The sequence below is a fragment of the Pseudomonas sp. RIT-562 genome (assembly GCF_026241895.1).
Classification (GTDB): domain Bacteria; phylum Pseudomonadota; class Gammaproteobacteria; order Pseudomonadales; family Pseudomonadaceae; genus Aquipseudomonas; species Aquipseudomonas mandelii_F.
The window spans coordinates 185,688-210,403 of the sequence record NZ_JAPJIV010000005.1; the positions used below are offsets into that span (position 1 = coordinate 185,688).

20 protein-coding genes and 3 pseudogenes are annotated in these 24,716 nt (G+C 56.8%); 7 read left to right on the forward strand and 16 right to left on the reverse strand.

Translation table 11 applies throughout. The features are described from left to right. Nucleotides 1-16 precede the first annotated feature (16 nt). The 3 genes and pseudogenes from tnpC (at nt 17) to ORL50_RS09375 (ending at nt 3,748) form a co-directional block, all read left to right on the forward strand. A pseudogene (gene tnpC / locus ORL50_RS09365) lies at nt 17-1,541 on the forward strand (IS66 family transposase). Nucleotides 1,542-1,557: 16 nt separating this feature from the next. Continuing rightward, nucleotides 1,558-1,926 (forward strand): annotated as a pseudogene (locus ORL50_RS09370) (transposase); the annotation flags it as partial. 631 nt (nt 1,927-2,557) lie between these two features. Then, nucleotides 2,558-3,748, forward strand: coding sequence for an NnrS family protein (locus ORL50_RS09375; protein ID WP_150580283.1), 1,191 nt, complete (start codon nt 2,558-2,560; stop codon nt 3,746-3,748). A 234-nt stretch (nt 3,749-3,982) separates the two neighbouring features. On the opposite strand, the gene ORL50_RS09380 is transcribed toward ORL50_RS09375, so the two are convergent. From ORL50_RS09380 to ORL50_RS09420, 10 genes are all read right to left on the reverse strand, one after another. After that, nucleotides 3,983-4,690 (reverse strand): succinate dehydrogenase iron-sulfur subunit, encoded by a 708-nt coding sequence (locus ORL50_RS09380; RefSeq protein ID WP_150580282.1) that lies wholly within the window; start codon nt 4,688-4,690, stop codon nt 3,983-3,985. A gap of 27 nt (nt 4,691-4,717) precedes the next feature. Then, nucleotides 4,718-6,748 carry a nitric oxide reductase activation protein NorD gene (locus ORL50_RS09385; RefSeq protein WP_150580281.1) on the reverse strand — a complete coding sequence of 677 codons (2,031 nt, stop codon included), beginning with the start codon at nt 6,746-6,748 and terminating at the stop codon, nt 4,718-4,720. Further along, nucleotides 6,748-7,557 carry a CbbQ/NirQ/NorQ/GpvN family protein gene (locus ORL50_RS09390; protein WP_150580314.1) on the reverse strand — a complete coding sequence of 270 codons (810 nt, stop codon included), beginning with the start codon at nt 7,555-7,557 and terminating at the stop codon, nt 6,748-6,750. Before ORL50_RS09390 ends, ORL50_RS09385 begins: the two co-directional genes overlap by 1 nt. An 11-nt stretch (nt 7,558-7,568) precedes the next feature. Then, on the reverse strand, nt 7,569-8,945 hold the full coding sequence (locus ORL50_RS09395) for a cbb3-type cytochrome c oxidase subunit I (protein ID WP_150580280.1): 1,377 nt from the start codon (nt 8,943-8,945) through the stop codon (nt 7,569-7,571). Between the two features lie 58 nt (nt 8,946-9,003). Next, nucleotides 9,004-9,873 (reverse strand): c-type cytochrome, encoded by an 870-nt coding sequence (locus ORL50_RS09400; RefSeq protein ID WP_150580279.1) that lies wholly within the window; start codon nt 9,871-9,873, stop codon nt 9,004-9,006. A 257-nt stretch (nt 9,874-10,130) separates the two neighbouring features. Continuing rightward, nucleotides 10,131-10,355, reverse strand: coding sequence for a cupin domain-containing protein (locus ORL50_RS28955; protein WP_323055222.1), 225 nt, complete (start codon nt 10,353-10,355; stop codon nt 10,131-10,133). 1,178 nt (nt 10,356-11,533) lie between these two features. After that, a complete protein-coding gene (locus ORL50_RS09405) occupies nt 11,534-11,755 on the reverse strand; it encodes a hypothetical protein (protein WP_150580277.1) in 222 nt (73 codons plus the stop codon). A gap of 98 nt (nt 11,756-11,853) precedes the next feature. Then, nucleotides 11,854-12,084, reverse strand: coding sequence for a hypothetical protein (locus tag ORL50_RS09410; RefSeq protein WP_412072138.1), 231 nt, complete (start codon nt 12,082-12,084; stop codon nt 11,854-11,856). Nucleotides 12,085-12,086: 2 nt separating this feature from the next. Next, nucleotides 12,087-12,377 (reverse strand): hypothetical protein, encoded by a 291-nt coding sequence (locus ORL50_RS09415; RefSeq protein WP_150580276.1) that lies wholly within the window; start codon nt 12,375-12,377, stop codon nt 12,087-12,089. 142 nt (nt 12,378-12,519) lie between these two features. Next, on the reverse strand, nt 12,520-13,137 hold the full coding sequence (locus tag ORL50_RS09420; protein ID WP_224787693.1) for a sugar O-acetyltransferase: 618 nt from the start codon (nt 13,135-13,137) through the stop codon (nt 12,520-12,522). Nucleotides 13,138-13,632: 495 nt separating this feature from the next. Between ORL50_RS09420 and ORL50_RS09425 the strand changes: the two are divergent. Next, a pseudogene (locus ORL50_RS09425) lies at nt 13,633-14,124 on the forward strand (transposase); the annotation flags it as partial. Between the two features lie 579 nt (nt 14,125-14,703). Further along, a complete protein-coding gene (locus tag ORL50_RS09430; RefSeq protein ID WP_150580275.1) occupies nt 14,704-16,152 on the forward strand; it encodes a T6SS phospholipase effector Tle1-like catalytic domain-containing protein in 1,449 nt (482 codons plus the stop codon). A gap of 67 nt (nt 16,153-16,219) precedes the next feature. Here ORL50_RS09430 and ORL50_RS09435 read toward each other — a convergent pair whose 3' ends face one another. Both ORL50_RS09435 and mobH read right to left on the reverse strand, forming a co-directional pair. Further along, the gene (locus tag ORL50_RS09435) at nt 16,220-17,740 is read right to left on the reverse strand and encodes a hypothetical protein (RefSeq protein ID WP_150580274.1); all 1,521 of its coding nucleotides are present in this window, start codon (nt 17,738-17,740) and stop codon (nt 16,220-16,222) included. A gap of 573 nt (nt 17,741-18,313) precedes the next feature. Further along, nucleotides 18,314-20,038 carry a MobH family relaxase gene (mobH, locus tag ORL50_RS09440; protein WP_150580273.1) on the reverse strand — a complete coding sequence of 575 codons (1,725 nt, stop codon included), beginning with the start codon at nt 20,036-20,038 and terminating at the stop codon, nt 18,314-18,316. A 222-nt stretch (nt 20,039-20,260) separates the two neighbouring features. Between mobH and ORL50_RS09445 the strand changes: the two genes are divergently transcribed. Continuing rightward, nucleotides 20,261-20,458 (forward strand): DUF7740 domain-containing protein, encoded by a 198-nt coding sequence (locus ORL50_RS09445; RefSeq protein WP_007901093.1) that lies wholly within the window; start codon nt 20,261-20,263, stop codon nt 20,456-20,458. A gap of 132 nt (nt 20,459-20,590) precedes the next feature. Here ORL50_RS09445 and ORL50_RS09450 read toward each other — a convergent pair whose 3' ends face one another. Both ORL50_RS09450 and ORL50_RS09455 read right to left on the reverse strand, forming a co-directional pair. Continuing rightward, nucleotides 20,591-21,550: an ArdC family protein gene (locus ORL50_RS09450; protein ID WP_150580272.1), complete on the reverse strand. Its 960-nt coding sequence runs from the start codon at nt 21,548-21,550 to the stop codon at nt 20,591-20,593. A 130-nt stretch (nt 21,551-21,680) separates the two neighbouring features. Then, on the reverse strand, nt 21,681-22,010 hold the full coding sequence (locus tag ORL50_RS09455; RefSeq protein WP_150580271.1) for a hypothetical protein: 330 nt from the start codon (nt 22,008-22,010) through the stop codon (nt 21,681-21,683). A 455-nt stretch (nt 22,011-22,465) separates the two neighbouring features. On the opposite strand from ORL50_RS09455, the gene ORL50_RS09460 reads away from it, so the two are divergent. Beyond that, complete coding sequence (locus tag ORL50_RS09460; protein WP_150580270.1) at nt 22,466-22,831, forward strand: DUF3742 family protein; 366 nt, start codon at nt 22,466-22,468, stop codon at nt 22,829-22,831. A gap of 8 nt (nt 22,832-22,839) precedes the next feature. On the opposite strand, the gene ORL50_RS09465 is transcribed toward ORL50_RS09460, so the two are convergent. Beyond that, nucleotides 22,840-24,396, reverse strand: a complete 1,557-nt coding sequence (locus ORL50_RS09465; protein ID WP_150580269.1) for a conjugal transfer protein TraG N-terminal domain-containing protein — start codon at nt 24,394-24,396, stop codon at nt 22,840-22,842. Between the two features lie 10 nt (nt 24,397-24,406). Next, nucleotides 24,407-24,715 carry a hypothetical protein gene (locus ORL50_RS09470; RefSeq protein ID WP_150580268.1) on the reverse strand — a complete coding sequence of 103 codons (309 nt, stop codon included), beginning with the start codon at nt 24,713-24,715 and terminating at the stop codon, nt 24,407-24,409. Nucleotide 24,716: the final 1 nt, after the last annotated feature.

Sequence of the window (24,716 nt, forward strand, 5' to 3'; positions counted from 1 at the left end):
TGGCAAAATCGGTGGCATTACTTCGCTTCCTAATCTCGACCAACTAAACCCTGAACAACTGCGCACTATCGCGGCGCAGTTGATGCAGCGCGTCGAGTCCATGGACAAGCAGATCCACCACTACAAAACGGTCAACGACAAGCTGAACCATGAGATCGCACAGCACAAGCGTTTCAAATTTGCCAAGCGCAGCGAGCAACTAAACCCGGATCAAGCCAGCCTGCTCGATGACCTGATCGACGCCGACATCGCGGCCATCGAAGCCGAGCTTGAGGCGTTGCAACCCGCTCTGGCCCCGACCGTGGCTCGGCAAAGACCTAAACGCACAGCCTTGCCGCCCGAGTTTCCACGCATGCAGATCCATCACGAACCGGACAACACGCAGTGCACCTGCGGCTGCGCCCTCAAGCGTATCGGCGAGGATGTCAGCGAGAAACTCGACTACACGCCCGGCGTGTTCACCGTCGAACAACACATCCGTGGCAAGTGGGTGTGCGATCAATGCGAGACACTGATCCAGGCACCGGTTCCCGCGCAGATCATCGACAAGGGCATCCCCACGGCAGGTCTGCTGGCCCAAGTGATGATCGCCAAATACGCTGATCATTTGCCGCTGTACCGTCAGGAAAAGATCTTTGGCCGGGCCGGCCTCGCCATCCCGCGCTCGACCTTGGCGCAGTGGGTCGGCACCTGCGGTGTGCAACTGCAACCGCTGGTCGATGCCCTGCGCGAGTGGTGCTTGAACACAGCATGGTGCACGCCGGTACAGGTGCTCATGCCCGGCGTGAAGAAAACCCATCGGGCCTACGTCTGGGCCTATGCGCCCACCGCGTCTGCCGATATCCGCGCGGTGGTGTACGACTTCAGCCCAAGCCGCTCGGGTGAACACGCTCGCGCCTTCCTGCAAGACTGGAAAGGCAAACTGGTGTGCGGCGATTTTGGTGGCTACAAGGCCAGTTTTTGCAATGGGTGTGACAGAGATCGGTTGCATGGCTCATGCTCGGCGCAAATTCTTTGACCTGCACGCCACGAACAAAAGCCAGCTGGCCGAACAGGCCTTGCGCTATATCCAGGTGCTGTACGAAATAGAACAGCAAATCCGCGACCTTGAGCCTGACGCTCGACGACGAATACGCCAGGAAAAAGCCGCACCGGCAATGGACGCCTTGCATGCCTGGATGATCGCCCAGCGCGAGCTTGTGCACGATGGCGTGGCCATCGCCAGAGCCCTGGATTACAGCCTCGAGCGCGGGACGGCGTTGTCACGTTATCTGGATGACGGCGTCGTGCCTATCGATAACAACCACATCGAGCAGCAGATCCGGCCATGGGCTCTTGGACGCAAAAATTGGCTCTTTGCAGGATCGTTGCGCAGCGGCAAACGTGCGGCGGCGCTGATGAGTCTGATCCAGTCGGCCAAGCTCAATGGGCATGACCCGTATGCTTATCTGAAGGACGTTCCGGCGCGGCTACCGACGCAGCGAGCGAGTGAGATCGCCGGGTTGTTGCCGCATAACTGGATACCGTTACGCAACCTGTAATGCCCGTTTGCTTACACTGATCTGGCGCTATACCAACGATGAAAAAGGCCTGATGCTGCACCGTTACTGGAGTTCGAAATGCTGGGGCTGCGCAATGAAACCGCAGTGCACATCGAGCACGGAACGGCAGGTTCGACGCTGGGAGCATGAAGCCATACTGGAGGAAATGCATAACAGACTGAGCAACGCGCCGGACATGATGCGATTCCGCAAGCGTACTGTGGAGCATCCCTTCGGGACACTCAAAAAATGGATGGGCGCCACGCATTCCTGACACGAAAGCTGTGCGGAGTAAGTGCGGAGATGAGTTTGAACGTCCTACAACTTGAAGTGCGTCATGAAAATTCTCGGTACCAGAGGTTTAATGAAAGCGCTGTCGGCCTGAGGAGACCCATATTTTGGCCACGCAGCAAGGTAAAAGCGGCGCTGGGGCCCCCAAGACCTAGTGATGATCCGCAGGACATGTGTGAGCTACTCAGCTAACAACCGTCGGCTCTGCGCGCCGGCAGTGCATCCGTGCGTTTTTACACACTCTGGGCCGATTGCGGCCATTCACATACAAGTACCTGGGGCTTAAATCTCAACTCCTGCATCCGTTGTACGGCGAGTTAACGGTGGCAGATGGTAGCTAGTTGCCCAGTGCGAAAAGGCAAAAAAATACCGGCGTGTGATATAAAAGCTAAGGCCCAAGCTTGCATGCCTCGCGTCAATCAACAAAGTCTCGCTGGACGAACCGTGAGTTGATGGCCAGACTGAACGATCCCAAGTTGATCGACCTACCGGCCCGGTAAATGACTGTGTTGGGGCAATCGCCCTAACGCGTGTTGCGTTAGCCCACTAAGACCTGCGGGTAGTCGGCACCGATGTCTGTCGATGAATGATAATTGCAATTAAGTCTGTCGGAACCCGCTAACCTGTAGAAAGTAATCCTGGCTCCGCGATATTGGGAGCCATTACCGTTCTGCCCGGCTAGTTCCTCATCCTGCCGGTAGACACTTAGTAGTTCAGGAGGCCTTGTGCGAGTTATCGATCGGCGAAAGGCCATGAGTATTCCGCCCATGTGGCGCCTTGCCTTTCGCCCGTTTTTTCTCGCTGGCAGCTTCTTCGCGATGCTCGCGATTCCGCTCTGGGTCGCCACCTGGACGGGCATCTGGCCCGGTTTTCAGCCAACCGGAGGCTGGCTATCCTGGCATCGCCACGAAATGCTGTTCGGCTTCGCCATGGCGATCGTCGCAGGTTTCCTGCTCACAGCTGGGCAGACCTGGACAGGGCAGCCCGGGGTTTCAGGCAAGAAGCTGATGGTGCTGGCCGGCGTCTGGCTGCTGGCACGTCTGGGCTGGCTGTTCGGATTGCCCCTGGCTCTGATGATTCCGCTGGACCTGATGTTCCTGTTCGGCTTAACCGGACTGATGGTGCGCATGCTCTGGGTCGTCAGGCAGAAACGCAACTACCCGATTATCGCCGTTCTCACCCTGATGATCTCCGCCAATGTAATGGTGCTCTGCGGAATTGCTCTAAGCGACGACGGCCTGCAGCGCCAAGGCACACTAGCCGGGCTTTGGCTGGTGGCGACGTTGATGTCAATTATTGGCGGACGCGTTATTCCCTTCTTCACTCAGCGCGGTTTGGGCCATACCACGGCTGTGAAGCCCTTGGGCTGGCTGGACGTGGCGCTGCTGGTCGGTTCCGGCCTGATCGCGGTGTTCTACGCCGCAGGTGTCGCGTTGCAGCAAAACCTGCTGCTCGGTGTACTGTTCCTCGCCATTGCCGCCGGCCACCTGCTGCGGTTGGTGCGCTGGCACGACGCCGCTATCTGGCGTGTGCCGCTGCTTTGGTCATTGCACTTGGCGATGCTCTGGCTGGTGGTTGCGGCGGCAGGTCTGGCGCTGTGGAATTTCGGTCTGTTGGACAGTTCCAGCCCGTCGTTGCATGCGCTATCGGTTGGCTCCATGAGCGGCCTGATCCTCGCGATGATCGCCCGAGTCACCCTCGGCCATACCGGGCGTTCTTTGGCGTTACCCAGTGGCATCATTGGCGCCTTCGTGCTGCTCAATCTCGGAGCCGCGTCGCGGGTGTTCCTCTCTGGCCAGTGGCCAATAATGGGCCTCTGGTTAGCGGCGATCTGCTGGGCGGTGGCCTTCGCGCTTTACATCTGGCGGTATGCGCCGATGCTGGTCAGCGCGCGGGTCGATGGCAACCCAGGCTGACCCTTGCGCAACGGCATTCCAAACACCTCTGTACCACTTGCGCCCCTAGAAAACGCTGCCCACAGACCCGGAGCGGGCAGCCTGTGGCCTGGCTGCGCATGATGGAAATGACGATGCAAAATCATCTTCAAGACCTCTTGACGACCTTCACCGAGGCTGCTGTGGACTCGGTCAGACACTTGCGCGGCGCTCGCTCTTCCGTGAGAAGCCTCTGGGTGTAGGCCAGCCACTCGTTCAAGTGCCCTGTCTGGTGAGTTCTCTACGAATGTGGCCGATCGCGCCCATGGGGTTGAGACCCTTCGGGCAAACCCAACTGCAATTGCCAATGCTTCTGCAGCGAAACACGCTAAATGGATCGTCGAGATTCGACAACCGCTCGGTCGCCGCGGTGTCGCGGCTATCCACGATGAAGCGCCAAGCCTGCAGCAGCCCCGCCGGGCCAATAAATTTCTCCGGGTTCCACCACCAAGAAGGGCACTGCGAGGAGCAGCAGCCGCAGAGGATACATTCGTAAAGGCCATCCAGCAGGGCACGCTCTGCTGGAGATTGCAGGCGCTCAGTACTTGGCGCGGGTTCTTCGTTGATTAGCCAAGGTTTGACCCGTTCGTACTGTTTGAAGAACAGACTCTGATCCACGACCAGATCGCGAATCACCGGCATTCCAGGCAACGGTCGGATGATCAGCTTGTCTGAACCGCCCAGTGCCTCCGAAACCGGGGTGATGCATGCCAGACGATTCTTACCGTTGATGTTCATGCCGTCCGAGCCGCAAACACCCTCGCGGCAGGAGCGACGGTAAGCAAGTGACTGATCGGTTTCGCGCAAATGCTCCAATACATCCAGCACCATCCGCCCGCGGAATTCATCGGCCACCGACATTGATTGCATGTAGGGCGTGGAGTCCTGTTCTTCGTTATAGCGATACACCTGTATTTCGAGCATAAATATTTCCTCGCGTTACGGTGTCGATTAGGCCGATATCAGTCGTTTGAGCCACTCTAGGAGTACGCCCGGCAGCAGTTCCGGTTTGGGCAGCAAGGCGTATTGCTGGGCCCCGAAGACTCTAGGCAGGTAGTTGGCGGCCTGGCGGTCGATGGTCAGGCAAAAGGGGTAGATGCCCTGCAACTTGGCTTCATTGACGGCCTGGCGCATGTCCTCGACGCCGTAACGGCCTTCGTAGTCGTCAACATCATTAGGTTTGCCATCGGAGAGCAGCAACAGCAGCCGGTGCGTGGCCGGCTCCTTCATCAGCAGGCCGCTGGCGTGACGAATCGCGGCGCCGGCGCGGGTGTAGCGTTCCGGTTCGAGCCCAGCGATGCGCTGGCCGATTTCCTCGCTGTAGTGCTCGTCGAATGCCTTGATGCTGCGCAGCGTCACCATGCCCGGCCCTTCGCCGGAAAAGGTCTGCACGCTGTAGCGTTCGTCCAAGCCTTCGAGCGCCATGCACATCAGCAACAGGGCTTCGCGCTCGACGTCGATGATGCGCCGGTTACTTGATAGCCAACCGTCGGTGGAGCCGCTGGCGTCGATTAGCAGCATGATGGCCATGTCACGACGTGCGCTGCGCTGCGATTGGTAGACGGCCTGGGGCATGTCCAAGCCGGCACGCGCTTCACCCAAGGCGTCGATATAGGCGTCCAGATCCAACTCGTCGCCATCCAGTTGGCGGCGCAGACGTAGCCGGCGGGCGCGCAGCATCTCGAATTGGCGGCGAATGGCGTCGAGCATCGATCGATGGGTTTCCAGTGTTTGCGTGACCCACTGCGATGTTCCCAACGGGGCCGGCAAGAGATGAACTGTGGTGCCGGGGTTGCGATAGCTGCCGCGTTTGTAGTCCCATTCGGGATAACTGAGCTGTTCGGCATGGCTTTCCGACTTGTTGCCGGCTTGCAGGCTGCAGGCATCCGGCGGATCGTCGGAAACAAGAACTTCCTTCGGACTGCCCGGGGTACGCACCAGGCGCGCTTCGTTGAGCTCGGATAGAGAGTCGGCGTATTCCTCGGCCGGGGTGGCCTCGTCGCGGTCGGTGGGGCGTTGCATGCCCATCGGATCTTCCGCCTGCTCCAGCGGAGGAGAGGGTTGCACCATCCAGATGCCATCCGGCTGTTCCTCGTCTTCGCCTTCCACCGCTTCGCGCACCTCGGGGCGGCGTGACAGGCGGGCGCCGTGCGGGTTGGTTGGCGCGGGGTCGGGTTCGCTGCGGTTGTCATTGTCGTGTGAGCGACTGTCGGGAGCCGAACGCAGGTCTCCCGTCCAGTGATCAAGCAGCAGGGGTTGCTTGCCCGGCTGCGCCGATGGCTGTCCGTCATCCAACGTGATTGCCAGGTGGCGCGCCTGAATCAGTGCGTCGTCGGGTGTGACGGGTGGATGCAATCCAGCGATGGGCTCGCCACAGCGCTGCTGCAATACTTGCCGAAGCAAGCGCTCCAACGGCTGACGGGATGGAGAGAACTGACTCAGCGCCGGCCTTTCGCTCAAGGCTTGCCGGCGCAATCCGTTCAGGGCATCGGCGATACCCGGCAGACGTTCAAGCAGCTGAAAGTCTGCGGCCCAGGCTTCGAGCAGCAGATAAAGACTGCGTTGCAGCGGTGTATCCAAGGCGTCGTGGAGCGTGGCGCTGCCACGCCAGGCACGCATCGCCTGTTGCAGAGCGAGGGTGCGATACCGCGGGAGCGCTTGTTGAAAATCCGCGATGCCCAAATGAGCAGGCAGCCAGATACGCACCCCGTCGGTGGCGGGCACGGCGGTTTGTCGATAGGGGCGTTCGACACGCTGAAAGAGTTTGGCCAGCAGTGTCGGCGGCGCCGGTGGCTGAGCGATGCGCAGCGGATAGCTGCAACCGAAGACCGCGTGAGTTAACAGGTCGAGTCGCTCGGCCACATCCTCCAGAGCGATGGGTCTCGCCGTATTGAGCGCGTTGCGTCGGCGTTGCCAGAGCCGTTGTACGTACACGGTGGCATGGCGGGCGACGTCGCTGATGACGTCTTCGGCTTCGGCCATCAGACGAAGGTCATGTCGACCAGATCATGCATGGCGCCCACCAGTGTGGCATCGTCGGACAGCGGCGAAATTAGCGCGGCGTTGCAGGCTGCGCGCGCCGGGATGCCGCTGGCGATCAGACGGGCGGTGGCGATCAGCAAGCGAGTGCTCGGTACTTCGGCGAGGCCACGATCATGCAATGCGCGCAACCGCTGGCACAGCGAGACGAGGGCGGTGGCGATGGCGTGGTCGGCGCCGCTCTCGCGCATTACGATGCGTGTCTCTCGCTCAGGGGAGGGAAAGTCGAAATCCAACGCGACGAAGCGTTGCCGGGTGCTGGGTTTGAGATCCTTGAGCATGCGCTGATAACCAGGATTGTAAGAGACCACCAGCTGGAAGCCGGCCGCAGCCTCGAGGGTTTCGCCGGTTTTGTCCAGCGGCAGAATGCGTCGGTGGTCAGTGAGCGGGTGGAGCACGACTATGGTGTCCTGGCGCGCCTCGACCACTTCGTCCAGGTAGCAGATAGCGCCTTCGCGCACCGCTCGGGTCAGCGGCCCGTCGACCCAGCGGGTACCTTGGTTACCGATCAGAAAACGTCCGATCAGGTCACTGGCAGTCATGTCGTCGTGGCAGGAAATGGTCACCAGCGGACGGCCCAGGCGCCAAGCCATATGCTCTACGAAACGGGTCTTGCCGCAGCCGGTCGGGCCTTTGAGCATGACGGCCAACTGCCGTGCGTGGCATTGCTCGAAAATCATCACTTCGTCGCCGCTGGCTTCGTACCAGGGCGCTTCATCGGCGTGTTTGGCGACCGGTCCGGAGCCGGCCATTCGCAGATCGGTCACAAGCCTGGCCTTGCGGCGCTAGTGGTGGTTATCGGCAGCGGTTCACTGTCGCCCACACTCAGGCGCGGCGGGAAGCGGAAGAAGTCGTAGATGAACATGCCAACGCCAAGGGCGAAGAGCGATCCAGTCGCTACCAGCATCAGGAAATGCACCTGGATCTTCAGCTGGGTATCGAGATAACCCATGCCGAGGATGCGCTCCAAGTAGACCTGGCCGATTCCCGCCGTACCGAACGACAGGGTCATGCCAAACATCCCGGCCAGCTGCAACCAGAACGCCCAGTAGCCGAGGTTAGTGCCGTCCACATTCTCGCGGCGGGTGATCGAGGGCATAGCGTAGGTGATCATCGCCAGTACGATCATCACGTATGCGCCGTAGAAGGCCGCATGTCCGTGCATGGCGGTGATCAGGGTGCCGTGAGTCCACTTGTTGACGCTGGGAAAGGTATGCGCAAGGCCTAGCAGGCCGGCGCCGAACATCGTGAACAGCGCGCTCCCAATGGTCCAGTGCAGAGCCAGTTTGTTCGGGTGTGCAAGCCCGGAGCGGCGCATAGCGTAGTAGGCGTACATCGCCATGCCCACCAGTGCGACTGGCTCCAGCGCGCTGAATAAGCCGCCGATCGGCAGCCAGTAAGTGGGTACGCCGATCCAATAATAGTGGTGCGCGGTACCGATAATTCCGGCGATGAAAACCAGGCCGACGATCACATACAGCCACTTTTCCATCACCTCGCGATCGGCGCCGGAGAGACGGATCAGCAAGTAGGCAAGGAAGCCGCCCTGGATCATTTCCCACACGCCCTCGACCCAGAGATGGATGGTCCACCAACGGTAGTAGATCGACACCACATAATTCTCGTAATGCAGCAGGGCCGGCAGATAGAGCACTGCCGCGCTACCCAAGCCGAGCAGTAACACGCCCTCGGTGGTGGTGAAGCGGCCGGATTTCTTGATCGTCATGCCGATGTTGTAGAGGAAGATCAGCATGCAGATAACAATAACGATCTTGTGCGGTAACGGCTGCTCGAGCAGTTTGTTCCCGGTGCCATAACCGAACAGATAACCGATGACGGCAGTGACACCCATTACTGTCCACAAACCGAGCTGGATGTAGGCGAGTTTGGTGCTGTACAGCTCAGTGCGTGATTCGTCCGGCACCATCCAGTAGGTTGCACCCATGAAGCCGGTCAGTACCCAGACGATCAGCAAGTTGGTATGAATCGTCTTGGTGACGTCAAATGGCAAGATGTTTAGCAACGGATCCGGACCCAGGTACTTGGCTGCCGAGAGCAGTCCGAACACCAGTTGCAATCCAAAAAGTACCATTGCGATGGCAAAGTACCAGTAAGCGACCGACTGTGATTTATAACGCATTGCCCACCCCTGAAAAATAATGTCCGGTCAAATCGTCGACAGCTCTAACACGACCTTGTTATTTGAACGTGGCCAGGTAGGCGGCCAGTTGGTCGATCTGCTCGTCGGTCAAAGACTCGGCGTAGTTGTTCGGCATGAATGAAGTACCGCCTGCTGAGTACATCTCGCCAGGGTGCAGATAGGCACTGGGCTTGGTGATCGACTCGCGGATATAGGCTTCCACGCTGTCGGCGCTCCCCGCATATTCCGGCGAGGCTATGGTTTCTAGCGCGCGGGTAGCAATCCCGGCCAGTGTCGGGCCGGCGAGGTTCACGCCGGGGGCGATCGAATGACAGGCGTTGCAGACTGGTGTGGCGGTGCCGAACAGCGCTTCGCCAAGAGCTATCGGGTCATCGCTACCACTGACCGGACGGGCGCCGGGTGGCATGGGGTCGGTGGTTCTGCCGGGACCTGAAGCATCCTGCTGCGCGACTGTGAGAGTAGTGCCTGGAATAGAGGACCCGGTTACCAAGATTGGGCGCGGTGGCCAGCCCTGGTTGTCGACATTGGCGACCCAGTCGAAAAAGGCGATCAGGTCCGAGATTTCCTGGTCGTTCAGATTTGGCTGGGGCATCAGCCGGCGATGCCGTTTCTCATCATAGAATTTTGACGGGTCTTTCAGGAACGCGGTCAGGTACGGCGCGCCGCGATGTTGAGAGATCTTTGTCAGATCCGGCGCGTAATAGGCGCCTTCGCCAAAGATGGTGTGGCAGTTGATGCAGTTATTCTCATGCCAGACATCCTTGCCGCGAGTAACGGCCGGCGTGATGTTCTCGGAATGTGTCAGTGCCGGGAATTGCCGGTGGGTGTCCAAGGTCATGCCCAGGAAAGCCACAGCAGCGATGGCTGTGGAGATCACAGCGAACAGGCGAGTTTGGCGTTTGTTCATGGGATGCTCTCAGAGACGTGTTACACGCCGATACCGGTCCAGTAATAGATGCCGATGGCGCCGGCATAGACAGAGGCCACAAGCATGAGCGCGATGACCGCGAAACTGAGAATTCTGAAAGTCTTTTCCAACGCAGATCTCCTATTTCAGTGCGGTTAGCGGTGAATGGACGAAGCGTCGCTTTTCATTAGGCACAAGTGAGTGCAGTGGCCGTATCGGTGCCGTGCCGCGCTGATCGTTCGCGTGTTGGAGATAGACTATCGGTCCGGCAGTCGAAAGATAGTCACCAGAACGATCGCGTCGGTAAGAGCGTGCAAGGCATGCTCCGCCCCACCTTCGACGTACATCAGATCGCTTTCGCTCATCGTCTGCCAGACCCCACCTGCCCGGACTTCGACCGAACCCTGATGACAGTAAAGCGTGATAGGACCAGCGACAGCGTGAGGCGGAAGCTCTTTGCCAGCTTTCAGAATCAAACGCATTAGCTCGATCTCTGGGCTGCTGACGAGCGCTTGGGAGATCGGGGCCTGCGATGAGTCGACTGAGCTGAGCAGACTGACCACCTCAGCCGATTTGGCATGTTTTAAAGCCACGTTTATATCCCATTGTTATAGGAGGGTAGTCGCTGATCAGGCCTATGGCCACAACCGAAACGATTCAGGCTACTTTCTACGATCAATGTCAAAGCCCTACGGCCGATAGTAGGACGACTTCACCAGGGTGTATACCTAATACCGTCTAATCGCTCGGGTAATCGTCGTCCATATATGGGTGCCTTTTTGCATGATCGAATGATGGCCGAGCAAATGCTCCAGTTCTGGTAGTATCGATGTAGAAGGAACAGAAAATAATGACCGTGAAACATGCCGATTCTTTTGGTTGCAAAATCATCTCGATAACGAGTCAGACACAGAAGGTGTGGGTGCGGATATCTTTAGACCGAGCTTTAGACCTTCCCCGTCAGTAAAAGGTAGCTTCGCGAACGGTCGATCATAATCGGTCATGGTCGCATATACCCGGCGTAGGAACCCCGTGGATGATCTAGACATCAGCGTAGGGTGAGACCTCCACACCCCCGCATGAGAGTGTGCAAAAATATTTCATGCTTAAAATCAAGGGCTACTGTCACCAGTAGCCCTTTTTCTTTGCCTTTCACAAAATCGTGTAACGCTAAAAAAGCAATTCGCCATGACGGTGCTTATTGAGCGATTTGGCGTCGGTGTGCATGGATTTCCTGAGCATCTGACCATCGATGAGGGCAACACTCACTAACATGTCGCTTGGATTCATATACCCCGATAAAGGCCGAGTCTGCGCAATACCCCAGCCATGCAAGATGAGTTGGCGGAACGCTTACGTTTGTAATGCAGACGCGCTTGCCAAGACTCTTGTTGTCTTTGTCGGTCCCGACAGGGGATGTCGTGTGGAGCTCAAGCATCGAATGCCCACCGCCTCGACTGGGGCCAGCGCGTCACAGTGCGGCCACGACTGTCAGCTTTTGGCCGGCAGACTGTTGCGGATGAGTAAGATCTTGATGAAGTTTTAAAGCGAATGCCTCGCAGACGTAGCTACCCGCCGGGACGTTGACCTGCAACAGAAACGGATCCTGTCAGTGCAGTGATTCAGTGGGTAACGGCTGGAAGCTGGCTCAACAGACGGGCTAGATCGTGCCAGGGTGCAGACCGTACCCGGCAGCCGCACAAGCGGGCAAATGATCAAAGGGTTCATGCGCCAGGCTGATCGACTGTGTCGCCTGGCACTGGGTGCAGATCACGAAATCTCCCATAAGGCTCCATCGCCCCGCCCAGCCAATTTGCCGCTCACAGAGCAGTTTACTGCGATCAAGCGCCACGCAATGCGTGAATACCGCGTCCTTCGTCATGCAAGAGCTCCTTGCAGGGGATGAGGCGAACTTACCGGTTCATTCCCTTGAGCCCAGCAGGCGGATGACAGTCGGCTGTAAATCTGCCGACTAAACTTCTACCTGGAACACCCGGATGCCTGCCGCCTCGGCAAAGCGCCCACCGCCGTCAGGCTCGCCCGGGTGCGCAGCGCTTCGCGGCGTGAGCGCACGGGCAGCCAGCGACTTCCGGCCCCGCCCAGACGGACGGCCAACATCCACTTCTCGTCATGACGATTGACCAGTACATCGCGCACCGCACCGCCCTCGAGCATGGCGCGCAGCGCGTCTTCGTGGATACCTTGGCGCATGATTACGCATGCTTCCTGATCCGGTCTGTAAAGTCACTGACCTGCTCAGGTGACAGACAGTCCAAGTCACCGAAGCGCTCCAGATGCTGGATCATCGCTTCATGACTCCCCGGTTGACCGGCGACAATCCGTCGACAAGTTTTTTCAAGGATTAGCCGCGCCATTTGTGGGTTCTCGATGCTCGACGGATCGAACGCCAGCGCAATCGTGGTGGCCAGTTCACCCAAATCGGGGTCGATGCGTTGCAGTGCTCGCAAGGCGTTCAGTTGCCGGGCGGTGATCGGTAACGACACTAGCTTTCCTCCAGTCCATCGACCTGCCAACACCATGAGCACCGGTAAGGGTAGACCAGACTGCCGGGCTCTGGTTTTAAGCGAGCACAAAAAGCCCGCCGCAGCGAGCTCGTCTGTAGGGGGTGGTTTGACGAATGTCCCGTTATGCGCCCTTTGGCAGGCCTTCATTTTGGCTGAAGGCCTGAGCATCAGCCGCTGTGATCTCGCGGAGCACCTTACATGGGTTTCCGACTGCCACCACGTTCGCGGGCAGAGAGCGTGTAACAACACTTCCTGATCCGATCACTACGTTGTCACCAATGCTCACGCCGGGAAGGATGGAAACACCGGCGCCGATCCATACGTTGTGACCAATGTGAATCGGGAGTGCGTACTCTAGGCCTTCGTTTCTGCGGGCAGCATCAAGCGGGTGCCCCGCTGTATAAAGACCCACATTAGGGGCTATAAAAACATTGTCGCCAATCGTGACCTTGGCGCCGTCGAGGATCACCAGATTGGTGTTAGCGTAAAAGTTTTTCCCAATTTCAATGTTGTAGCCGTAGTCACAGTAAAATGGACCTTCGATGGTGAAGCCATCATCAATTCGGGCGACGATGGCCTTTATGAGTTGGGTACGGGCTTCCGTGTCGCTGGGTCGGGTACTGTTCAATTCGAAAAGTTTGTCTTTGACCTCAGCTCGCTGCTTCAGCAATTCCATGTCGTGATTGGCGTTGTAAAGAAGCCCCGCCGCCGCTTTTTGCATCTCATTTATATTTTTCACCCGTGTAGTTCGATCAGGCTTGCCAGGTACCAGTTAAACATATGGATCCGTTGGTCGAACCGCTACCTGCTCACTTCGAGCAGATGAGTTGATCTCCCTCAGACTAAAAACAAATCGGTCACGGCGCCCCCCTTGCTCATGCAGCTGGATGGGCATAGGCCCCGTCGGCATGGATTGCGTCATCCCGACTGCACCCGATGAAACCACGTAATAAGGACCGGTAGCCCTATACAAATCGCGGTTTCCATAGTGTTGCGACGTAATAAGAAAATCTGTAACACATTGATTCATATGTATAAAGCATCCTTCCTGTAATCAGTTGCTCTGCCTCGGTGCAGAACAATCTTCACCACTTGGAAGTCGTCGAAAGTGAGCGAAACTTGGTCGACTCCGCCAGATGCGAACGGCAGCAATCGACCGATTCTGTTGAAAAAGTAGCTCCTCTGGCTGACCTCCGGCAAAATCTCTGCATTGGTCGGAGGGGGATCACGCAGCATGATGGGACAGTTATCGAGTGGGCAGGATCGGCTGTTTTACTCGTTCAACCTTGAAGATCACATTCCAGCCAATCACCTTCTGCGCAGCATTGATCGGTGTCTCGATCTGAGCGACCTGCGCCATTACCTCGCCGATTTCTATAGCCCGATTGGGCGTCCGTCGATTGATCCCGAACTAATGATTCGCATGCTGATCGTGGGCTATTGCTACGGCATTCGCTCAGAGCGGCGGTTGTGCGAAGAGGCCCATCTGAACCTGGCGTATCGCTGGTTCTGCCGGTTGAGCCTTGAAGATGAAGTCCCCAACCACTCGACCTTTTCCAAGAATCGACACGGCCGTTTTCGGGACAGCGATTTGTTTCGCTGGTTGTTCAATGAGGTGCTGCGTCGCTGCATGGACGCAGGTTTGGTCAAGGGCGAAGGGTTTGCCGTGGACGCTAGCATCATCAAGGCGGATGCGAGTCGGCAGCGCGGCGTACCGGGTGACGAACCGGTTAACCGTTCCGTTGTCCGGGTTTGTCACAGGCATTGTTCTGCCACAAAAATCCACGAAGGACTTGTCTCCAGGGAGGTGGATCTGTCGCATGCTCAGCTTTTGCTTGTTGACCCATTCGCGGTATGCGGTAGTTCCGCACATACGGATCTGTGCGGGGGGTAGCAGGTAACTGCCATCCCTACCGCGACCAGTTCTGCGCCCAGTTCCACAGTTACTCCTTTCGTTTTTGGCAGTCCTGAGATGTCGGCTATTAGCAACAACAAACGTTCCTGAGACTGAGGCGGCGTTGATCAATGGCTCAGGGTTCCAGTTAGCCTGGCTCAATGGACACAGCATGCCTCGCGATGGTCGTAGCGGGTGAATTGTTCGCGGTCACAAGCATCCTGCAACTGAGTCATGTATCCCGGAACGACTCCCCGATTGGGTCTTTGGTTGGGCACAGGCGTGACATCGCTCCATATCAGGGCGGCATCTCGAGGCTGGCAATCAATCAAGGAGCGACTGGTACTGCCGATATAGAGCTATCAAGACTTCGGCGCAGGTGATCGATGTCCGCTAGCGGGAAACGTTTGAGTGAGTAAGCTGCCAAGAAATTACGCGGTTCTTCTGTTTTGTCTGGTGTTATCAGGTTGCTCCAGTCTATTTTCCGGCAGTCGTGAAGTGCCGATTTCCGAAGAGCAGAAAACCAGGCTTCATGACTTGGGGGGAATGTCCTCTTTCATATTGCCGAGGGTCAACGATGGCGAGTCGGGTGTATATACCCTGGTCGTGGCGTTTGATGGCACCAACAACGACCTCTTCAATACTCCTGACTCGGAAAACGCCACGGTGGTTGGCAGGCTTTATCAGGATGTTGTCGATGAAATTCGCAAGGGGAGTGAAAAGGCATCTATCCCTGTGGATGCTTTGTCGGCGATTTACTATCGGGGTCCGGGTTGTCCTTCCTGGGTGGCATGCCCCTTTGATTCGGCGATTGGCTGGAGTACCTGGTTGTCGGCCCGTCGCGCCGTGGCCGACGTACAGTCCAAAATTGCGAATCTGGATTCCGGGGTCAGGGAGATTCGTGTCGTTGTCATCGGCTTCAGTCGGGGGGCGGCGACGTCTCGATATTTCCTTAATCTGTTGGCCAGTAAGCCGTTGGTTAACGTGTGGGGTGAAGCGCTGACAGTGCGGTCCTACGCGTTGTTGTTCGATACGGTAGCGACCGGGATGGCGAACTATCTGGATCTGGCGTTACCAGCGAATCTGGAGTTCGCGTACCACTTTGTGGCTCAGAACGAAACTCGCAAGTTTTTCGGGCTGGTGGTCGATGCCGATGAGGGCTACGAAAGTAATCCTCTGGCGAAACTGTTTTACTTTCCGCAGCGGATTGTGACGATTGAAGTACCGGGAGCGCACTCGGACTTGGGCGACTCGTACAAAAAAGGTGCCGGCATGGCGGTCACGCAGTATGCCCGAATGACGATGGCAAGGATGGGATTGAGGCCAAACTTGAAAAACTACAATTGCGCCTTGCCTGAAAACAGTGAGCAGCCAGGCTGTCGCGTGCTGGATGAAGGGCTCCATGACTCACGGGGTACGATTGATCTTCTGCTGAGAGTGCCATCGCCTTATGGTTGTTTCAAATACCGTGAGAAAACCGTGAGGCCTAGTCAGATGAATCTCGACGATGCGATGAATCTGACGTTGCGGCGCTATGACGGCATTGGGAATTTCCCGTTGGATAATGGAAATCTCTTACGTTTTCAATGGCTGGAAAACTATCGCTTCATCAGTCTGGGTGGCCCTCATCCAGTTCTATATCCACGAATCAGTGACATCGGCTTTAATGCTGTAGTCGTGCCGGTGGGTGAGCGATTGAAAGTGGTGCTTAGAGGCGCGAATAACGATCAGGTGTACACCGTGCCCGAGCGAATTTTGCAGCGGGTGCGTGAAACATCGGGGCGTTCCGAGCTTGAACTGAATCTGATCAAGGGGGAGCCGCGCTGGATCGTCAATGGCTGCATGCCGGACGAGGACTGAGCGGCTGCCTGAGTGGACAGGCACTAACAGTGGCCCTACGTTTATCAGGATCTGTTCTGCCCCAGATCTAGACGTTAAGTGGATGGTTTCGAAAGTGTTGCCGGTACGTATTGATCAAAGATTTGTTCCCGCTCTGCTCAGTGATCGAAAGCAGTTCCAAGCCTTCCCGATACCCTAGTTCATATTTGTCTGTGAGCACCTGTTTGGAAGTGATCAGATCTTTCGATGCATCGGTCAGTGATGCGTTTGTCCACAATTCGAATGACAGCTTGCAATCCTTGTAATCAGTGTGTGCTTTGACAAAGTCGCGGAGCACGGGCAGCCGTTTATTCAGCCACTTTTCGACTTCAGCTTCGTCGACGGCACCGTTTGGCCGGTGCCCTTTGCACTCAATGAACACCAGGCTTTTCCTATCTACCTTGACCAGCACATCTATCTCAGCCCTTGCGCCTGTGGTCTGGCTTACTACCTTGTGGTTGAGAATGATGTCGATGGGCTTGTAGAACTCCCGTGCGATTTCGGCGCCTACGTATTCAAACAGGCAACCTCTGAGAGTACTCGCAGAGCCTTCGATTTTGAGAAGGGTCTGGAAGAGCTTGTCGAGTTTGTCTGGATCGCGCGCTGATTGCGCCGTTGAAGTTAACGTTTGGGTCAGTTGCTTCAGCGCCTGGGCAACCTCCGTACCCAGGAGGGTATCAATGGTGGCGGCGATCGCACCGTTGCCCTTGATACGCTTCATAGCTTCGCTTGAGTAGGAGTCCGCCACAAACATCTGCAGCATGGGGGACACCTTCGGGAAGCCTCGGACGTTCAGGCATTTCTTCATGAACGTCTCGATGCAAGCCTCAGAGACCTTGCCACCAAGGTAGATGTCGCAAACAAATGAGCCTGGCTTGATCTTGTTCTGCTCCGAGGACTTGCCGAGGAGAGGGTATAGATAGCAAGGGGCTGTCAGATCCCAGTAGTTCGGGCCAGCGCTGGGAGGATCTACATCATTTCCTCTGATGGTTACCTGGTTGTAGCCCCCAACGCCTAGCCTGCGCGCCCATTCCTTCACAGCGCTCAGCGCGAGGGTCTCTGTCACCAGCCGGGCTTTGAGGCCAGGGACATCGATGTCTTCTTCGCGAAGTGTTCCAAGGGCAACGCATTCCCCTATCCCATCGATATCAACCAACTTGGCAAGATTCGAGGCCAGAAGGTTTTCCAGGAGGCGGTCAGCATTAACCTGTTTCTTCTGCATCTTCGGAGCGCCGCATGCGGTCTTGAAATGCCCCAATGGTAAGACGCCATCTCTCTCTGTAAGGGCCAGGAGCCCGGAGTAGCAGTGGTGGTTGGATGCTTTCAGAGCTTCCAGAAGCCTGTTGGAGAACATCAACATGCCGTAGTGCATGTCGAGATACAGGAAGCGGGCACGGTGAGGAAAGACGATGCCTTTCAGCCTGCGTACCGTTGAAAAGGAGCGCCTGATTGTTTGTCTGGCGGCGTCGCTGTACATCCCATGAACGCTCATGAGCTTTTTCGTAACGTCTGTGCTGAGCTGGGGGCCATCCTTGGCGAGAATCAGCTCTACCTTGTCGGCTGTGGCCATTCTGGGACTCCTAGGAATACGGTGTCGGGGACTGCAAGAAAAGCGGGGATGTCACACTGCGCTATTTATAAGCCCGATTTACGGGCTCGGTATAGATGTTTTTCGATTGCTCCAACCGTAGCCAGTGTGGCTTGGGTTACAGAGCGGCCATGAGGAGCGTTTCTGAATTTTTGTCACCATGTTGGTAATGTCCACCAAGTATCGCGAAGTTCTCATTGGAAATGTCAGCGCTAATTTGCGGCATGGGATAAGCGCTTCGTTGGCGCATGGAAATCCTGACGTTAAGGGTTATCGCGTCCGCTTAAATATGATCTGACCCCGAAATGTTGGAGTTCGGAAGGTGTGTTCCCGGTACGCTTACGGTGGTGTGTAGGGCTCAAAAACCCATCGCATCAGATTAAAAGTTACCCACAAACCGCGTGGATATTTCTGTGGGTAACTGTCTATTTACTACGACGTATACAGGATGCAATGAATTGATCAAAAACTGAGCATCTCTGTTTTCACCAGCAGGAGTGTGGGCTTGATATTCTTCTGTATCTAGAGACGCTAGACCTTGCGATATGTGCATGTTCATTCTGGTTCAAGCAAGAGAAAAGGATTGTCGGCAGGCATCGTTTCGAACAACAGTTCCGGCCTTTCTAGCAAATAACCTTTGAGTCTTGCTTTCTTCCGAGGACCTTGGACCTGACAGATCCAGATGTTCAAGCCATCTTCCCGTTTCCTGTGGACCTTCATTTTTTCGAACTGCTTCTGCACCCAACGCCATTCTTCAATCTCTTGATCGGAATCCTGTGAGATACCAGGAAACTCCTGCGCGTAGCGTTGGAAGAGACCTGGTGTGACCAATAGCACAGTGCCGCTCACTGTGTGGATTTTAGCCTTGCTGTCGTTGATGATCAGCTTGTGGCTCTGGATGCCTGCCTTGACCCAATTCAGGAATGCCTGGCCAGGGTTGTCCGAAGTGGAATTTGATATTTCGAGAGCTTTTTGTGACGGCGTATCACGCACCTCGGTTTCACCCATTCCGAACATATCCAGCAATGTTCCGAGGTAGTCGGCATCCTCCATCGCCATAGGATCTTCCAGCGATTGGTTTTGATGCGATCCTGTTCCGCCTGCCTTGGGGGCTAGTGCAGGTGCCGGAGCGTCAGTCGGGTGGTCATCGACTGCAATGCTCACCGTTCCGCTGAAAGCTTTTGGGCGGTCTTCGTTCCCCCAGATCAATGCCGGTTGAATGCGCAAAAACGTAAAGGTCTGCTGCCAGTCCCCCTGAGCGACAAGAGCGGTCCAGATGGCTTTGCCTTCTGGAGTCGACTCGGCCAGCCCATGCGATTGCAGTTCGTCGAACACAGCAAGGTTGGAGGAGGGAATGCCCTCAATCGCTTGCGACAGTAGATAGGCTCGCAGCTTGTCCGTGACCGTCTTGCTGACCAGCCAGAGTGCGTCCTGGGTCAGCCATCCCGCGGCACCCGGCTGGTTGAGTTTCAACTCGTGCTGAACCAGATGACGTAGTCCGCTGATCAAGTGATGTTGCAGCGAATGAATCGGCGCTTGCAGCGCCTTGCTCGGGTTACCACCGATGTTCTGTGCGGTGGAAACACGGTCGGCCTGCATCACCAACTCACCGAGCACGCCGGCACGTTCGTACTGGCCCGCCAGGACATACAGCAGACTGGCCCACAGTGGCGGAAATCCACTGAGCCAATCGAGGATTGGGCGGTCGAGAATTTGGGTGTAGAGCAAGCCTGCGGCGGCGCCGTGCAGGTGGTAGTCACGCCCCTTGATGTAACGAAAACGGTAGGGCTGATCCAGGAAGCCCTGCCAAGGATGCCAAACACGGCCATCCTGGCGTTCGATCAGCAGGTCCACGGCGATCTTGCCGATGTCATGCAACAGGGCGCCATAGGCAATACCTGCCGACCAGGCGTCAGTCTGGGCAGATTGGTCTTCGGGCGCGGCGCCGGTGGGTAGCAGATACGACTGACGCAGTTTCAAACTGCAAGCGACCAGCTCTAGGCCATGGTCGAGCATGCCGCCGAGATACGCATGGTGGTGTGTCTCGCTGGCTGGAAGTTGCTGGACCTGTTCGGCGTAGCGATGGATCGGGTTTAAATAGAGCTGGGTGAATTGCGCTTGGGAGAGGGCGGTGTACTGCCAAATCCGATCGAGCAACTGACGGCGGTGCTCCGCCGCTAACAAACTGAGGGCCGACTCGACGGGCAGGTAACCTTCGGCGACGCTCACGGTCGGTGGTGGAGTGGGCTTCTGCCTTTTGTGGCGAAACAGATTGAGCATCGTGACCTCCGGGAAGTGGCTGGGTCAGTAGCCTTTTAGCCTTTTCGGATAGGGCTCTTACCCTTGACTCCCCATTCCTTTCCAACCGTTACCCGTCCTTTTGGCTCGTGTCCCTTTGTGCGGCAATCGGATTATCGATACTGCTACACGTCAGTTTGTTGAGGGCTGGTATGGAAAAGACAAGAGTCGGTACACTGCGGTGCCTATTTTTTGGGTCTTGCCATGAACCTCACTGACGCCACGCTCGTGCTGCTGCTCGCGGCACGTATCCATGGGACCGACGAAGCCGTCAGGGCCTCGGCGAAGAGCGTGGTCAAGAAGTTGCCGCGCAGTAAACGCGATCTGATCTACAAGGTGATCGACAGCCGGAGTCCGCTTGAACTGGTGGATTTTCTGGCGCAGAACCTGGATGCGGAATGACAGTCTGCGGGTGTGTGCCCATCTCTGATTCTTTGCATCAGAGCCCCGCGGCATGGGGATTTTTCTGGGCGCAGAAAAAAGGGCCCAACTCGCGTTGGGCCCTGTGATGCGATTGCAGCGGTGAGGTAACAATCAAACTCCATCGTTCATGCATCGTGAGTCATCCATTACCATCTGCTTCAGTTTCTGCTCCAGGTTGAGTACATACTCCGAGGCGCTTCGGGCGTGACCACTGGCGCGAAAGATCGCGCGTTTGTCAGCCTTGAGCAGGCCGAGCCAGGAATCGATATAGCCCTCGTGCCTCAGCTCTCCCTGAATGTCGGCGTAAGCACATAAAAACGCAGCGCCCATCTCGGCGATCAACTCCTCAAGCGCGTAGCCTGGCGAGCCGAACGGATAGGCTGACGTCACCCCCTCACGTTGCAACCGAGCGTGATGCCCGGTCCAGTGCGTCAGCTCGTGCAGTGCGGTGGCGTAGTACCCGCCTTCATCGTGAAATTGTGCTTTTGTCGGCAGTTGGATGAGATCCCTGATCGGGTGGTAAAAGGCTTCGTCGGCAGGCCGATGAACGATGTGTGCACCTGAACTTAACAGCAGATTTTCCGCAACGCTATTGGCCTGGAATGGATCGGTCGGTTCCGTTTCGAGCAGGGTTTGATTGAACATCTCGAGCCCCTCCGTTTGCTCGATGTTGAACAGAAAATGCGTCCTGAGAATGCCGAAGTGAGCAACCTTGGGCTGACCGTTTTCATCGAGTACGGGTTGGCCTGACTCGGTCTGTTCCTCGCGCTCCATCGGCTTGTAGAGCACAGCCAGAGTGCTGTGCTCACCCTTACGGATGTGCCCACCGGCCTTTTTAGCTTGGTTGAAGGTCAGCCAACGATCTTGAGTGAACCCCTGCAACCTGGCCTCGGCCCAGAGCAGCGGTAAATTGATGCCCGAATACGGACGTCGCGTGATGGCATTGATGGGGTAGGGTTGATGGCCGATGTAAGCGGAGCCACTTGAGGACCAGGGTTTGATCCAGGGAGCAACGCCTTGGTCTAACGCGGTAACGATCTTGTCAGTTACGTCTTGGTAGATATCGCGCATGGCAATTTCCTCGAGAGAAAAATGGAGGAACGCCTTGCCCGCCGGGGGAGAGTTCCCCGGTGGGTGATGGGCTGGATTGATGCAGGCCTGCATGCCGTCCGAATGTGGAGGTGGGCGCCGCCAATTGCGCTTAGCGCTGGTGTTCTCCTGTAAGCGCTATCAGTAAGGCGCCAGGCTGACCCGGTTCTTGGAGTAGGCTGAGACTCAATTGCAGCAACGGGTCGTGGTCGAAGTGATCGGTTGGTTCAATGTGGACTACCTCGAACAGCACATAGGGCTTTTGTGGATAGGCCAGGTGGGCTTCGAAGGCTGCGCGCAATACGTGGCTCAACCGATCGATCTGCAGCTTCCCAGCGTGATCGGAACGCTCGAGCTGTACTGCGCGTTGCCACGCGCCAGGTGTGAACACGATGGGCAACCGAAGGGTGTTCAGTGTTTCCGGTGTAAGTGAGTCGGGCATGGTATGTCTCCGTTGAAAACGCGAAGAAACCTGTCCCGTGCGGGAAAAATTTCCCCGCAGTGGGTTGAAGAAAATCAAGAAGGTTTTCCTGACGAGCAGAGCTCGAAAGGCGCTCAGGAGAGCAGTAGGCGTTCATCACCGTAGAAACGGTCACCGTGCGAGCTACCGAACGCTAATCGCACTTGGGGAGAGCCATCATCGAAGTGACGTAGCCTTGAAGGTTCTGACTACCTGGGAAAGTGCTGTCGATAACAGCGATCCGTACCTTGTATTTAACTGGACGATTTGTATGGGTCAATGACTGTAGAGACGCTGTTTCACGGAGCTTGTCTTCTGTCTTCCAGTGAAGATTTTTCGGCTGGGGCAAACTGATAAACGGTCAGGCACGGGCCGATTTCAGTAGTACGCTATTGCTCTTGTCTCAACCATGAAAACGCTCAGAAGAGGGCGAGACCATGCCGATTCAGCAACCTGTTCAGAGTTCACGTGTCCACCGCTGGGCGTACGTCTGTGGTATGTCGGTGAAGCGTGGTTACCGCAGGTTGAAAACGTTTGAATCCCGCGTGGTTGAGCGTGCGGAGACGGTAGGTATGCCCGCAGATAAAATTCTTGTTCGCGGGAGTTTTCTGGCTGCCAAGTTGGCTCTGCTCGGAGCATTTATTTTTGTTAGCTTCTGGTTGTTTGTGCTGATGTGCACAATCGTCGTATTAGCAGCTATCCCAATTCAAGATTCAGACACTCCAGGTATTGACGATATCGATGATCCAGTGCATAGAACGTCTTGGCCTGAGCGGTACGATAAATGGGGTTCTCTGAAGTAGCCTCTTGGTTATTTTGAGCTCGATTTACCCGAAACAATTCTTGCACCGCTCATCAACTGAGAGGTTCCGTTAGAGCTCGCTGTCTGTGCTGCGTGGGTTCCCCTGCTGAGCATTCCTTCTACGCCTGAACCTACGCTATATCCGGCCCAACTCATGGTGGCTAGAAAAACCATCGGCAGCACGATGAACATCGCCCCCATCACGTACTCGATCACCTGCGCGGTGACAGTCCCATCCATAAACCCGGATGTGGGCAGCGACAACAGCACCTGATTGGAAGCCGAAACCTGGTTGTACAGGGTATCGAGCATGCTGGAGTCGACCCAACGCGCTAGTTCCCACCAGAAGGTCAGCATGTGTAAGGTGAACAGCGCGAACGTCACGGTCATGACGGTCTTCAACTGATAGGTACTGACCAGCAAGATCAGCGGCAAGCTGATGATGATGCCCATGATCAGGAAAGCCTGCACCATCGGCAGGGCGGCGCGTAGCGCATTCATCGCCGGGAAGTTGCTGAAGGAGCCGAGGGCCAAGCCGGTATTGGTGGCCAGGTTATTAAGCCCCTGATTGATCGAGCCGCCACGAGCGCTGGAACCATAGTCCTGGTACACCTGTCCGGGCGACATGGACATCGATTGCTGGCGCGGACTGACCAGTTCGCGCAGGGTGGCATCCTCGATCTCGTTGCTCGAGCGGCCAGTCAGCCAACCTTTCAGCTGAGTCAGCAGAGAGGGATCAACCTGCTGGATCAACCGCTCGAGCAAGCCAACACCGCTGTCGCTCCACCACTGCTTGCAAGTGGGGTAGCCCGCGCCATTCTCCAGCCGCGGCAAGGAAACATCGCGGCTTTCGTCATACGGCCAACTGATTCGCGGTGTGCGTGAACGATCCGTGTCGTAGTAGCCGGGCGTGTCGAGAAGATAGCTTGAGCCGATCCAGGACGCGTCGTGACTTTGTGCCTTGTCCAGTTGCGGGCGATTGGTAAACAACCGAGAACGGGAATAGCCATAACAGTCGCGGGTGAAGTCGGCGACTTCCTGCAGCAGTACCTGGCTGTTGATACGCGAGCTGTCGATCTCCATGCGCATCTGCCGAATATCCGGTGCGCAGGGAATGGAGGCGGTGGCTGCGGCGGTTACCCCTTTGCTCAAGGCATGCACTAGAAACCACCAGATCGGTACGTTGGCGGAGCGTTCGCCGATGGTATTGAAGGTCGTCCCCCAGGCGGTTTCCGCTGGCTTGGCCACACTTACGCCGCAGCGCTGACTTGCCGCATCATCGAACGTCATTGACGAGAGGCTCAACGGAAAGACCGGCGCGCAGCCGAACAATACGACGATGTAGGCCAGCCACAACCGGTTCTCGATCCGCGGCACCGAGAGCAATCCCTTGTTTCCCTCATCCGCGCCTTGCTGACGGGCTGACAGCCATTCCTGGAGGATGATCGCGCCGAAGGGCGCGGCAAACAGCCCGGTGTCGGACAGGACGCTCCAGAGTCCGTTGTTAATGATCCAGGCCAGCAGGGAGAGGTAAAATTCCAGGTAGCTGTTGGTGCTCAGGAGCATGGTGGTGACCTCACAGTCGGGTGAGTTCGACGCAGGTAAAGAGCACGAGCCCTAATGTCCCGATGCGTTTCACGCGCAGTCGATCCTGGGGTCGATGTCGGTAGCGCTGAAGCAGATCCCACCAGAGCGCAAAGAGGGCGCCGTAGAGCAGGGCACGCCACCCCCGCAGATAGGGTCGTACGGATTCGAATGCCTGCTGCCAGGCCTCGAAACTACCTAGCGCAGTGCGGCCGATCCATGCGACCAGTGCAGCGGTCAGGATCATCACTGCGGCAATCCCCAGACTTGAAAGCAAAGTGAATAGCGGTGAGCGTTTCATG